Origin of the sequence: Lacipirellula parvula (assembly GCF_009177095.1) — a bacterium.
Lineage (GTDB): Bacteria > Planctomycetota > Planctomycetia > Pirellulales > Lacipirellulaceae > Lacipirellula > Lacipirellula parvula.
The window spans coordinates 6,908,962-6,922,258 of record NZ_AP021861.1 but is presented as its reverse complement, the minus strand read 5'-3'; the positions used below and the strand labels follow the sequence as shown (position 1 = coordinate 6,922,258).

General features: G+C 63.2%; 10 protein-coding genes. 6 read left to right on the top strand and 4 right to left on the bottom strand.

The window, feature by feature from the left end:
• Positions 1 to 7: 7 nt before the first annotated feature.
• Together PLANPX_RS27055 and gluQRS are read left to right on the top strand one after the other, a co-directional pair.
• Positions 8 to 1,159, top strand: a complete 1,152-nt coding sequence (locus PLANPX_RS27055) for an alpha/beta hydrolase (RefSeq protein WP_152101736.1) — start codon at positions 8 to 10, stop codon at positions 1,157 to 1,159.
• Positions 1,160 to 1,171: 12 nt separating this feature from the next.
• Positions 1,172 to 2,128: a tRNA glutamyl-Q(34) synthetase GluQRS gene (gene gluQRS / locus PLANPX_RS27050; RefSeq protein ID WP_152101735.1), complete on the top strand. Its 957-nt coding sequence runs from the start codon at positions 1,172 to 1,174 to the stop codon at positions 2,126 to 2,128.
• Positions 2,129 to 2,152: 24 nt separating this feature from the next.
• Here gluQRS and PLANPX_RS27045 read toward each other — a convergent pair whose 3' ends face one another.
• The 3 genes from PLANPX_RS27045 to PLANPX_RS27035 form a co-directional block, all read right to left on the bottom strand.
• On the bottom strand, positions 2,153 to 4,807 hold the full coding sequence (locus tag PLANPX_RS27045) for a M1 family aminopeptidase (protein ID WP_152101734.1): 2,655 nt from the start codon (positions 4,805 to 4,807) through the stop codon (positions 2,153 to 2,155).
• Between the two features lie 320 nt (positions 4,808 to 5,127).
• Positions 5,128 to 5,811 carry a response regulator transcription factor gene (locus PLANPX_RS27040; protein ID WP_172992355.1) on the bottom strand — a complete coding sequence of 228 codons (684 nt, stop codon included), beginning with the start codon at positions 5,809 to 5,811 and terminating at the stop codon, positions 5,128 to 5,130.
• A gap of 405 nt (positions 5,812 to 6,216) precedes the next feature.
• Entirely contained in the window at positions 6,217 to 6,435 is a 219-nt protein-coding gene (locus tag PLANPX_RS27035) for a SlyX family protein (RefSeq protein WP_152101732.1), read from the bottom strand.
• 266 nt (positions 6,436 to 6,701) lie between these two features.
• Between PLANPX_RS27035 and PLANPX_RS27030 the strand changes: the two genes are divergently transcribed.
• Positions 6,702 to 7,061: a 4a-hydroxytetrahydrobiopterin dehydratase gene (locus PLANPX_RS27030; RefSeq protein ID WP_152101731.1), complete on the top strand. Its 360-nt coding sequence runs from the start codon at positions 6,702 to 6,704 to the stop codon at positions 7,059 to 7,061.
• A gap of 232 nt (positions 7,062 to 7,293) precedes the next feature.
• On the top strand, positions 7,294 to 8,874 hold the full coding sequence (locus PLANPX_RS27025; RefSeq protein WP_152101730.1) for a DUF4236 domain-containing protein: 1,581 nt from the start codon (positions 7,294 to 7,296) through the stop codon (positions 8,872 to 8,874).
• Between the two features lie 7 nt (positions 8,875 to 8,881).
• Here PLANPX_RS27025 and PLANPX_RS27020 read toward each other — a convergent pair whose 3' ends face one another.
• Positions 8,882 to 9,460 carry a hypothetical protein gene (locus tag PLANPX_RS27020; protein ID WP_152101729.1) on the bottom strand — a complete coding sequence of 193 codons (579 nt, stop codon included), beginning with the start codon at positions 9,458 to 9,460 and terminating at the stop codon, positions 8,882 to 8,884.
• A 362-nt stretch (positions 9,461 to 9,822) separates the two neighbouring features.
• Between PLANPX_RS27020 and PLANPX_RS27015 the strand changes: the two genes are divergently transcribed.
• Positions 9,823 to 11,271 carry a serine hydrolase domain-containing protein gene (locus tag PLANPX_RS27015; protein ID WP_152101728.1) on the top strand — a complete coding sequence of 483 codons (1,449 nt, stop codon included), beginning with the start codon at positions 9,823 to 9,825 and terminating at the stop codon, positions 11,269 to 11,271.
• 266 nt (positions 11,272 to 11,537) lie between these two features.
• The gene (locus PLANPX_RS27010; protein ID WP_152101727.1) at positions 11,538 to 13,292 is read left to right on the top strand and encodes a glycerophosphodiester phosphodiesterase family protein; all 1,755 of its coding nucleotides are present in this window, start codon (positions 11,538 to 11,540) and stop codon (positions 13,290 to 13,292) included.
• Positions 13,293 to 13,297 lie beyond the last annotated feature (5 nt).

Sequence of the window (13,297 nt, the reverse complement as noted above, 5' to 3'; positions counted from 1 at the left end):
CGATCCCATGCGAACGCTGCTTCTTCTCGCGGCCCTCATCCTCTCGCAGACTGCTCACGCCGAAATCCAAACCCTCTTCCGCGGCGAGTGCTACACCGAAGCCGAAGGCGCCGCGAAGCTCGCCGAGTTCGCGAAGACCTACAGCACCGCCGACGAGTGGCAAGCCCGCGCCGCGAACATCCGTCGCGGCATGCTCAAAGGGATGAAACTCGAACGCCTCCCCGCCGCCTGCGACCTAAAACCGATCCGCCACTCGCGCCGCGAGCACGACGGCTACACCGTTGAAAACGTCGCCTTCGAAAGCCTCCCCGGCTTTTGGGTCACCGGCAACCTCTACCTGCCTACCGAGGCGAAGGGCCCGCTCGCCGGCGTCCTCTGCCCGCACGGCCACATGGCCGACAACCGCATGCTCGAGCAAACGCAAAAGCGCTGCGCCGCGCTCGCCCGCATGGGCGCCGCCGTCTTCGCGTACGACATGGCCGGCTATGGCGAGTCGACGCCCGTCGATCACCACCACAGCGAAACGCTCCGCCTACAAACCTACAACAGCATGCGGGCGATCGATTACCTCCTCTCGCTCGGCAACGTCGATCCGAATCGCATCGGCGTCACCGGCGAGTCGGGCGGCGGCACGCAAACGTTCGTCCTCGCCGCGATCGATCCCCGCGTCGCCGTCTCCGTCCCGGTGGTAATGGTCTCCGCCCACTTCTACGGCGGCTGCAGTTGCGAGAGCGGCCTGCCGATCCACAAGAGCGCCGCCCACGAAACAAACAACGTCGAAATCGCCGCCTCGATCGCCCCGAAACCGCTGCTACTCATTTCCGATGGCGACGATTGGACCCGCCGAACGCCGCAGGTCGAGTTCCCGCACGTGCAGCAAATTTACCAACTCGTCGGCGCCCCCGACCACGTCGAGAACGCCCACTTCGCCGATGAGGGGCACGACTACGGCCCCTCGAAGCGCGCGGCAATGTACCCCTTCATGGCCAAGCACCTCGGCCTCGACCTCGCCAAGATAAAAAATGACGCCGGCCAAATCGAAGAGTCGTTCGCCGTCGTGTCCCCCCGCGCGGAGTTGTTCGTCTTCCCCGCCGACAAGCCGCGGCCCGATTACGCCGTGACCGACGGCGACCAAGTGATCGACTTGCTGAACCGCTAGAACGCCCCAACCATGCACCGCACCCGCCTCGCGCCTTCCCCGACCGGCGCCCTCCATCTCGGCAATGCCCGCACGTTCCTCGCGAACTGGGCCCTCGCGCGGCAGCAAGGCTGGCACATCATCCTCCGCATCGAAGACCTCGACGGCCCACGCGTGAAGGCGGGCGCCAGCGACGAGGCGGTCGACGTCCTTCGCTGGCTCGGCATCGACTGGGACGCCGGCCCCGTCACGCAGCGCAGCGATCTCGCGCCGTACCGCGCCGCCCTCGAACGCCTGGCAGGGCAGGGCGACATCTACCCTTGCCGCTGCACGCGCAAGGAAATCGAAGCCGCGGCCCTCTCCGCGCCGCATGGCGACGAACACGAACTCCGCTATCCCGGCACCTGCCGACCGGTGGAGCCGACGCCGCTGCCGCCCGCCGCCCTCGACGAGCCGGGAGTCGCCTGGCGGCTCCGCGTCCCCGACGGCGCGACCGCGTTCGTCGATCACATTGCCGGCGCGCACCGTCACGACATCGCCGCCACGACCGGCGACTTTCTCGTCGCTACGAAGGAAGGGCTGCCGAGCTACCAACTCGCCGTCGTCGTCGACGACGCCCGCCAAGCGATCGACCGCATCGTGCGCGGCGACGATCTGCTCGGCTCGACCCACCGGCAACTACTGCTGCAACAACGACTCGGCATCGAGCCGCCGCCCGAGTACTACCACCTGCCGCTCGTCCTCGGCGAGGATGGCCGCCGCCTCGCCAAACGCCACGGCGACAGCCGCATCAGCCACTACCGCGCGCAAGGCGTCGCCGCCGAACGGATCATCGCCCTAATCGCCGAGTGGTGCGGCCTCGGCGAGCGCGAAAAACTATCGGCAAAAGAATTCGCCGGAGAATTCGACTTAGCCGCGATCCCGCGCACGCCAATCACCTTCAACCCTGCCACCCCTCATTTAGCCCCCGGTTCTTCAAACCGGGGGTAACGGCGTCCGCGCATCGCAGCCGGCTCACTCCTCCGCCGGCTTGTCGTCCTTCTTCCCGGTAGCCTTCTTGGCTGCCGACTTCTCCTTCAACTCATCAAGCGACTTCTGCAGCTTCGCTTGCTCCTCGCGCAGCTCACGCACTTCCTTCCGCAAGTCGCCGACTTCCGCGGGCACCAGCGGCGTCTTTTGGTCGAGTTCCCCCAGCGCCGCCTTTGCCGCCGCGGCGAGCACCGCATCGACCTTGTTCGCCGCAATCGGCGCCAGCAGCGGCCGCGCGGCCGGGTCGTGCAACTCGCCCAACCCGCGAATCGCCGACGACTGCAACGTCTGCCGCGGATGGTTCAGGTAGTCGACGAAGAACTCAAACGCCTCCTGTTGGCGTTTGCCCTTTTGCGACAGCTTCGCCACGGTGACCATCGCTTCGCTAACGTCGCGCGGATCGAGCTCCGCCTCGCGGGACTTGATCGTTTCCATCACGCTCGACGCCAATGAGGGATCGTTGAGATCGCGAATCACCGCTAACGCAGCGCCGACCGGCTCGCCGCCCCACGATTCGTCCCGCAACGCTTGCTTCGCCGTCGCCGAGGCGTCGTCGCCCTGGTGGCTCGCCAACCCGCGCAACGCCGTCGCGACAATCGCGGGGTTCTTCTCCGTTTCAATGACATTGAGCAACTGCTTCACCGCGTCGTCGCGGTAGCACTTGCCGAGTTCTTCGACCACTTGCCGCCGCACGCGAGCATCGTCTTGTTTCGTCGAATCAAGCAGCGCCGCCACCGCTTCTTCGGTCCGAATCTTCCGCAACGACGTCGCCGCCGCGCACCGCACGCCGAAGAACTCGTCCTCGTTGAACGCCTTCTTCAGCGCCGCGACCGCCGCCTGCGTCTTCACGTCGGCCAACTCGTCGCACGCCAGGATGCGACCAATCGCATCCTCCGCGTTGGCAAGCTGCGCCTCCAGCATCTTGTCCGACTTGTCGAAATCGACGTTCGCCAGCAGCGTGTACTCCGGATCGAACCGCACCACCTGCGGCTCCGCCGGCAGCGTCATGTAGAAGTCTTGCTTCTTGCGGTCGACGCGAATCTCTTGGTCATACTCCTTGCCATCGACGATGAACCGCAACAGCGTGTCGATCTCGAACAGCAGTACCTTGTCGCTCGCTTCTTGCGTCTGCTCGACGGTGACGTGCGCCAGCTTCTCTTCCGGCAACCACTTGTAGGTCACCTTCAGCTGCGGCTGCCCGCCGTGGTAGACCCATTGGTCGAAAAACCGATCGAGCGGCTTGCCGCTCAGCTCTTCGAACACCTGCCGCAAGTCGTCGGTGACGACTTCGCCCAGCGCGTGCCGTTCGAGGTACGTCTTGATCGCCTTGCGGTACAGCTCGTCGCCAAACTGGCTCCGCAGCATGTGCAGTACCCAGCTCCCCTTCGGATACGCGCGGAAATCGAACTGATCGCGCGGCACGTTGTAATCGCGGTAAACGATCGGCCGCAGGTCTTTGCTGTGCGGGCCAATATCGTCGCGGGCGTCGAGGTACAGCCCGTACTGGAACGCGTCCTGGCCTTCCTTATGCCCCTCGTACAGCAGAGCGTAGTAGGTGGCGAACCCTTCGTTCAGCCACAAATTGCTCCAATCCTTGCAGGTAATGTAGTCGCCGAACCACTGGTGCGCCATCTCATGGGCGTCGAGCGAGCGGCTGCTGCGAATGTTCTCCGTCGCGTCGCTGTAAATGGTGCGCTGCGTGAGCGTCGTGATCGTCGTGTTCTCCATGCCGCCCCAGTGATAGTCGGCGCAGGTCGCCTGGTCGTACTTATCCCACGGGTACGGCACGCCGATTTCGTCTTCGTAGAACGCCATGATCGCCGGCGTGTCGCGGAACGCGAACTCCGCGTGCTTCGCCTTCGACGGCTGCGTGTAGAACCCGAGCGGCACGTCGCGATGCTTTGCCTCAAGCTTCGCCAAGTTGCCCGCGATCAAACAGACGAGGTAGCTGACGTGCGGCTTCTCTTGTAGCCAGTGAACGCTTTTCTTGCCGCCGTCTTCTTTGGTTTCGCCGACAAGCTTGCCGTTCGAAACGACCGTCATTTCCTCTGGCACATGGCAAATGATTTCGCTCGACGCCCGTTCGTTCGAATAGTCGAAGCAGGGAAACCAATGCCTTGCTTCGTGCGGCTCGCCTTGCGTCCACAGGTGGTCGTCGCCCTTTGGTAAGCCCATCGCCGCCGTGCGGAAGTAGAGGCCCTCGACCGGCTCGGCCGAGTAATCGATCTCGACCTCCGCCTGCTCGCCGACGGCAATCGGCGCTTCAAACACAATCGTCAAACTTTCGTCATCCGACGAGAAGCTGCTCACGCCATGCTTCGAACGGACCGCGCTCACGTCGAGCCGATGGGCGTCGAGCCGCAGCGACTTCGCCGGCTTCGAAATCGGCGCGAAACGAATCGTCGCCGTCCCCGCGATCGTCCGCTTGTCGAAGTCGGGCGTCAGGTCGAGCTTGATATGCTCGACGTCGACCTGCCGATCGGGCGCGTAGTTACGGCCATTGGTCGCCTGCGGCGGATCGGCCCACGCACTCAGCGCGTTGCAGTAGCGGCAATGCTGCTGATGTTCGTTGGCGAGCGTGGATGAAGCAGAAACGAGAAGCGCAATGACAAACGCAAGCGACGACAGGGAACGACTCATGGATGAGAATCTCGGTGGCTGGCGTGACGGGAGGGGCGAGCGGCCCCATTCGATTGGCTACGTCTAAGACGCAATAGCGACCCGATTGGATCGCGGCAGGTTCGTTCCTACCAATTGTAGCCTATCCGCCGACGCCCCGCGCCAACCCCAGCGTGCCGCTGGACTGGTCGCTTAAGCGACCAGTCCGAACCCACGAGAAAACCCCGCCACCCTCGGGCGGTGCGTAAAAAATCGTCGCCAACGAGCGCATTCAGGCCGCATCGCCAACGCCCCCTTAGCCCCCGGTTCTTCAAACCGGGGGCCCGCCGCTCAGCCCGCCATCAAACAATCAACAACCCATCCCGAATCGCCCGCACCGCAAGCTCCGAGCTCTTGTGAATGCCGAGCTTCTTCATCAGCCGCGACTTGTGATTGTCGATCGTGCTTTCCGACAGACCGAGCATTTCGGCGCACTGCTTCACCGTGCGTCCCTCGGCCAAGAGCCGCATCACTTGCTGTTCGCGCTGCGAGAGAATCGAGATCGAACGTTGCTCGCCGGCGTAGTCGAGCTGGTAGCCGCGCTCCGTGCGACGGATCCGCGGCGCGAGCGTCGGATCAAAGACGCGGCGGCCATTCAGCAGCATGTCGGCCATCGCCGCCGACAGCGCCTGCGGCGACGCCGTGCGGCTGAAGTAGCTGGTCCCCGGCTCGCCCAAGATCGCGGCGAGGCGAACTTCCATCGGCCGGCTGTCGAGCACCAGCAAGTGCCCCGCCGATTCTTCGCGCACAAGGGCGACGGCTCGCTCCACGGCCCCGCAACCAATCGAGGGGTCGATCACCATCAGCCGCGGCTGGATCCGTCGACAGCATTCGATGCCTTCCTCCAAGTTGGTCGCCCATTCCACCACGTCGCAACCGACGCGGTACTGGCACCACAGGGAAAAAGCTTCGCAATCGATGGGACTCGTCAGCAGCAGAACGAGTGTCCGCAACGGCGACTCGGTCGCTCCGTTGCGCAAGGGCATTGGCCGGTGCATTCGTTGGCACTCCCTATATAGTTGATGGCCTACGCTCGCTCCTCGGTCGATGGTTGGACTGTAGCGTTGCTGCCCCGCAACAGGCCCGTGTTTGTCTCCATCGGTATTCAGAACGCTTGGGGTGAAATCGGACAATGGAAATCATTGTCACTCTATCAGGCTTCTCGGGGACGTGGAAATCCACGGAACGTCAACAAAATCACGGAAATTTCCGCGGGAAACCGAGAGATGATCGCCACGATCGAGTGACAGTCGTGTGACACTCTCAGCGCCAACCTCCTCTTCGAGTTTCACAAAGCCGCAACTTTTCGCTGGGGTTTTCGCTCTCACGAAAGCGAGGATCTGCTATCGACGACATCGCAGATCACCGGCATCTTCTCATGCCGCCCCCTCTTAGTAGTGGGGCGGCTTCTCGTGCGGCAAATCCTCGCCCGGCGGATTCTGCGCCATCCGCTGCACTGCCGTCGTGTAGTTGGCCACCTCGCGACTCAATCGCTCCAACTGCCGCCCCTGACTCAACACCACCTCGTTCAACTGATCGATCAGATGCTGCTGATAGGTGAGCCGCTCCTCCAGCCCCGTCAAACGTTGTGGATCTGGGATATCAGGCATGTTCATCCAAGGCGCTGGGGCGCCGCTTGCACCAAGAAACGAAAAGGCATTCACACAGTTTACGATCCGACCGCTCCAAACACCACGCGAAACTCGGGGGTTGGTCGCCAGCCGTCCCGCAGCGATAATGCCCAACGCCGACGCGCGAATGATCATTCAATACACAATCGACAAAATAGTCTTTTGATTCGGCAGTCTGCGACGCCGGCGATTTGCGGCAACTCGCAGACCAGATACGACCTCTCCACAGAAGGTAAACCCTCCCCATGGCCGCCCAATCCCCCCACGACCTCCGCCAAAAGAAGTGCCTCCCCTGCGAAGGAGGCGTCGCCCCGTATTCCAACGACGAAGCCCGCGCCCAGCTCAAGCAGCTCGAAGGCTGGCGCCTTGTCCACAGCGGCGAGCGAATCCGTAAGGAATGGACCGTCAAAAACTTCATGGCCGGCCTGAAATTCTTCAACGAGTGCGCCCGCGTCGCCGAAGAGGACGGCCACCACCCCGACCTCCACATCGAAGGCTACCGCAACGTCGCCGTCGAACTCTGGACCCACGCCATCGGCGGCCTCAGCGAGAACGATTTTATTCTCGCCGCTAAAATCGACGCCCTCCCCATCGACCTCAAGTAGCCTACTTCAGTAGCCGCGGGCCAACGACCCGCCGGAGCGCCCCAAGAAATGGACGCCCCACCGGACTGGTCGCTTAAGCGAGCAGTCCGAACCCGCCCCGCGGTCTCCACCCCTCCTCGCCCTGCCTTCGTCACCCCCTCACGACGATTGCCGTCGCCCAAACAGCCTTCAATAGACTATCTTTATCGCCTATACGCCGTCCGCCTCTCCTCTGAGCAAATCAGGCGATCGTATGGGCTTCTACATTCGTCAAAGCGTGAAGGTCGGTCCGCTCCGGTTCAACCTCTCCAAGTCAGGAATTGGCGTCTCCGCCGGAATCAAAGGCTTCCGCGTCGGCACAGGCCCCCGCGGCAACTACGTCCATATCGGAGCCGGAGGCCTGTACTATCGCCAAACGCTTCCCAGCGCCGCGCCACGTCGCGCGCGAGAGAGTTCCGCGGATCCGGATGACGCCGGCCGCTTCGCGCCGCCAGCGCACACGCATGGCCCGATGGAAGAAGTCACTTCCGGCTGCGTATCGAAAATGGTCGATTCGAATGCCGCAGTCTTGCTTGCTGAATTAGATCGTAAGCAAAAGCAGTGGAGAGCATTTCCAATCGCCGTTACGGCGTCGATCGGCTTAGTCGGCGGCCTCTACTTCCAAGGAGCGCCTCCTTGGATCGTCATGGCATTAGCAGCAGTCGTGGCGATTGCGTCGGGCTTTGCCTACTACTGGGATCTTCTCAAAAAAAGCGTCGTCGTCATGTACGACCTCGATGAGGAGCGACTCAAAGTCTTCGAGCAGCTTCACGATCGCCTCGAAGGCCTTTCGCGCAGCGGCGCTCTGTGGCATGTATTCGCTCAAGGCGACGTCTATGACCGCAAGTATCATGCAGGAGCGAGTTCCCTCGTCCAACGCCGGCGAATCTCGCTGACCGACCAAGCCCCTCCCTTTGTGCGAACTAACGTTCCCTCTTATCGATTCCCCGCAGGATCACAGGAACTGTATTTCTTGCCCGACACCATCTTGGTATACGGGTCTGCCGGCGTCGGGGCAGTGAGTTACGAAAACGTGATCCTTGAATGCTCGTCCACGCGATTCATCGAAAGTGAAACGGTCCCGCACGACGCGAAGGTCATCGACCGCACGTGGCAATACGTGAATAAGAAGGGCGGCCCCGATCGACGTTTCAAAGCCAACCGCGAGCTTCCAATCTGCGAGTACGATGAGCTGAAGTTTCGCAGTTCCTCAGGCCTGAACGAACTCCTGCAAGTCTCCCGCTGCGGCCTCTCGGCAGGCGTGAAACTGGCCGTCGAATCGATGGCGGCGACGTTGAAACGCGCCCGGAGCGCCCCGAAGCCTCCGCCGCCGCCCATCGCCGCCGCCTCCGTTGCGTCCTCCGTTCGCTCAGCCGACCTACCGGCCGTCAGCGAAACTCACGAACTCCCCGGCGCCGCCAACGACATTCGCGAATCACTCTTTCGCATCCTGTGTTGCGCAATGGCCGTCGATGGCCGGGCCTCAAGCATCGAGAAGGAGCGAATCGCTGACCTGATGAGAAAAGCAGGCGCCCCCTGGGATGCCGACGCGCTCACAGCGAAGCTCGCCGAGTTCGTCGACGAAGTCGCTCAACATGGCTTCAAGAAAGTTCTGGCGGAATCGCTGGCCGCATTGAAATCATTCAGAAGCGCAGCCCAGCAACAGACGCTCATCCGCTGCATCGAATATATCGTCAGCTCCGACGGCGCCATCAACGACGCAGAGCGGGCGTTTATCGCGCGAGTTCGCAGCACGCTACCCCAAGCAAACGCAAGCGTTCCCAGCAGAAACTAGCGCGCACTCACTCCGCCTTTTTCGCGCTCACCGCCGCCAACCCAGAATCCGCCATCTCATCCAGCAGCTTCTGCCGCTTCGCCGTCAGCTCGTCGAGGAACGTCTTCCGATCCCCGTACGTCCGCAGCGCGTACTGCTGCGCGACGACGCCCCCCGCCGGATCCTTCGCGTACTTGAACAAGTTGTACTCGGCGAACGTCTTGTCCGGCGACTCGACGACGAATTCAATAATCGCGTCGCTTCCTTTCGGATCGTCGACCAAATTCGTCGGCGACCCCGGGTAAGTTTCCTGGACCTCTTCGACGGTCATCTTCGCCAACCCCTGGGCGTCTTCCAAATCAGGGTAACGGCGAATCGACGCCAAATGCGTCCACTTGTCGAGCGTTTCTCCCTCGGGAATGAACTCGGCGACCGGCTGCTCCGGATTCTCGCCTTGCCACGCCAAGTTCAACGTGCGGCCGTCGAATTCCACCGCCTTGGGCGGCTCGATCGACTTCGGCGCCTTCGCCTGCGCAGCTTCGAGGGCGATCGTCAAAGACAACAGCCCAAAGAGGACAATATACGGAGCAGCTACAGAAAGTCGCATCGCTAAATTCCCCAGTCGCCGCTGCGTCTGCTAACGCCGTTACGGCCGAAAGAAAAGTAAATCGCAAACAGGAGGCCACAAAGAGGAGTTACTGGAACTATGGGTCGCCGCCGCCCTCGGCGAAGACGCCGCTTTCCCACCCCTGCACATTTACGGCGAATCGAATACGGCAGAACCAGCCTGCGCGTTACAATCGCATCGAACGAACCCCGTCAAAATGACCTCCTTCGCAATCCACCTATCCGCGTGAATCGCCCAGATTCATCCCCCCCAGCGCCTAGCGACCGTTTTTCTTGTAGGCCGCCGCCGCTCGCGGTACCAATACCCCTGTAAAGCTCTTCCGTCCTCTCGAGTACCTACGAATGAACTCCCCACGTTCCCGCTACGCGCTGCTCCTCGTCGCGATCGTGGCGTCGCTGGCGCCCTCGCGCGCCACCGCCCAACACGTCACCGACGAATGGGTCGAGCAGATGGCCGCCCCGCTCATCGAGCATCACGTCGTCGACGGCATCTCAATCGGCTACATCGAGGGCGACCGCTACGGCATCGTCCATCTCGGCAACGCCACGCGCAGCGGCAAGAACGCCGACAATCTCACGCTGTACGAGCTCGGCTCGATCACCAAAGTTTTTACCAGCCTCCTACTCGCCGACGCCGTCGCGCAGGGCAAGATCGATCTCAACGAACCCGCAGTGGCCGAGAACGCTGCCGGCATTCGTTTGCCGTCGCACGATGGCGCGCCGATCAAGTGGATCGACCTCAGCACCCACCGCGCCGGTTTGCCGAAGCTGCCTGCCAATCTCGCGCCCGCCGACCCCAAAAATCCGTATCGCGATTACACGCCCGCGCAAGCCGCGGAGTTCGTCAACGGCTTCACGCTCCCGCGCGCACCGGGCGAAGCAATGGAATACTCGAACTTCGGCGCGTCGCTGCTCGGCTATCTCCTCGCGCAGCAAGCCGGCAAGTCGTACCAAGAACTTCTCAATGAGCGAATCGCCGGCCCGCTGAAGATGACCGACGTCGCGGTCGAACTGAGCGACGCTCAAGCCAAACGGCTCGCCACGCCGCACGATCGCGTCGGCTCGCCGACGCCGGCGTGGACCCGCACCGACTTCATCGGCTCCGGCGGCATCCACGCCAACATGCGCGACATGCTCCGTTTCGCCAAAGCCCAACTTGAACCGCCCGCCGGCCCTGTCGGCGAAGCGATCGAACTCGCCTGGAAGCAACAACGCGACGCCGACAAGTCGGGCCCCGCGATAGGCCTCGGTTGGATGATCGCCGGCGACGGCCAAACTCGCTGGCACAACGGCGGCACCGGCGGCACGCGGACGGCGATCTTCATCAATCGCGAACTGAAAGCGGCGGCGATCGTCCTCTGCAACACGGCCGTCGCTAACGAAGCCGATCAACTTGCGACCCTTATCATCCAACAAGCAGCCGGCCACGACATTCAGCCTCCTGCAGCAGACGAAGACGCCGCGGCAGCCATCGACGCAGCCGACGGGAAAGCACGCGCGAAGAAGGACGACAAAACCCCGGCAATCGACGCCAAGCTGCGCCGCCGCTTGGTCGGCCGCTACCAACTGCGGCCCGATTTCATCTTCGACGTGAACGACGAGGATGGCCATTTGATGGTCGGCATCACCAACCAAGCGACGCAAGAAGTTTTCCCCGACTCGCCCACCCGCTGGTCGTACCGCGGCATCGACGCGACGCTCGAATTCAAACTCCCAAAATCGGGCGTTGCGCGTAGTCTCGTGCTCCACCAAAACGGCGCCAAGCAAGTCGCGCGACGCATCAGCAAGTGACGCGCGCCAACGTCGCGCATTCCTAGCCCCCGGGCTCCGCCCGGGGGTCGCGCACCACTCGATGGAACGTCGCCCCTACTTCTAACCGCCCCCCGGGCAGAGCCCGGGGCTAGGGACAACTTCGTCCGCAGCGTTCCGCGTTCCCGTGCGTCTTTCCCCCCGCACTTTGCGCACGCCGCCGCAATCCCGCAGCGACTCATCTATACTGCACCCGCCTTCACCCGACGCGACTCCTATCGATCCGCTCTCATTCAATCGGTGACCGAATGCCACGCCGTCCGCTCGCACAGATCACCGCACTTTTCATCGGCGCGGCCCTCGCCATTGCCGCCGGCCCCGCCCAAGCCGTCGACCTCACCTGGAACTTCGACGGCGCCACGCCCCTCGCCGCTTCCATCGGCTCCGCCACGATCCAATACTACGATCCGCTCAGCACAAACTGGGGCCCCGGCGCCACGCAGTTCGGCACGGCCGCCTCACTCGGCTTGCCCGCTTTCCCCAGCGGCGGTAGCGGCGGGGTGATGCGATTCCCCGCGGCGACGCCGACGCAAGGCTACCAGGTCTTCCCCGGCGGCAGCGGCGCCACGGCCTACACGATGTTCTGGGACTTCCTCTCGCCCGCAGCCTCCGACGGCAAGTGGCGCGGCCTGCTACAAACCAATCTCGCCAACGACGACGACGGCGACTTTTTCATCCAAAATTCAGCCAGCGGCGGCGTTGGCATCAACGGTTCGTACCAAGGCGCCATCGTCCCGAACACTTGGAACCGCATCGCCATCACTCGTTCCGCCACCGGTACGCTCACCAAGTTCATCAACGGCGCCCTCGTCGGCACGCAGCCGGCCGATGACGAGCGCTTTGACCTCGCCTCCTCCTTCTATCTGTTCGCCGACGACGGCAACGAAACCGCCGCCGGTTACGTGAGCAGCTTTCGCTACGTCGACAGCGCCCTTACCAACGAACAGGTCCGTCTGCTTGGCAACGTCTCCGCGGCCGGCGCCACGGTCGCCGGTCCGACGATTCCCGCCCCGCCGCCAGAACCGCCGGCCCCGACGCCGCCCCTGTTCGGCCGCACGCAAATCATGGGTCACCGCGGCGGCGGCACGCTCGCTCCTGAAAATACGATGGCAGCGTTCGCCAAAGGGTACGAAGTCGGCAACGACCTGTTCGAACTCGACGTCCACCTCACCGCCGACGGCCACGCCGTCGTCTTCCACGACGATACGCTCGACCGCACCACCAACGGCAGCGGCCCGATCGCGAACCTCACGCTCGCCCAGGTGAAGGCGCTCGACGCCGGCAGTTGGTACGGCGCCCAATACGCCGGCGAGAAGGTTCCCACGCTCACCGAAGTGCTGCAGTACACCGTCGGCAAAGGCCGCACGATTCTCGACGTCAAAGTCGCCGCGAACCAAGCGTTCCGCGACGCCGTCGACGACGCCATCTTCGCCTCGGGCGCCACGGCCGACGACATTTGGATCTGGCCCTCCAGCGGCCAGTACACGAGCGACCCCCGCTTCGGCAACTCCGAAATCCAACTCCTCACTGCCGTCCCCAGCAACCTCAGCGACGCCAACTTGCAGGCGCTCAAAGCGAGCGGCATCGACGGCCTGTCGATCGGCGACGGCTCGATCACTCAAGAAGCGATCAACGCCTTCCACCGCAACGGCATGTGGGTCGACGTCTTCACCGTCAACACCCCCGCGCGGATGGAACAGCTAATCGCGATGGGCGTCGACTCGATCGAAACCGACCGCCCCGATCTGATGGCCGACATCATCTACGCCGGCGACGCTAACGGCGATTTCAAGGTCGACGGCGCCGACTTCCTCGCCTGGCAACGCGGCGGCAGCGGCATCACGCTCGCCGACTGGAAGAACACCTTCGGCCACGCCCGCGGCATCCCGGCGAACGCCGCTTCAGCAACAACCGCCGCATCGACCAGCATCCCGGAACCCGCTGGGGCGTTCCTCGCGATCATCGCAACAATCGGATGCGTTCTCCGTCAACGCCGCACATGAGGGAA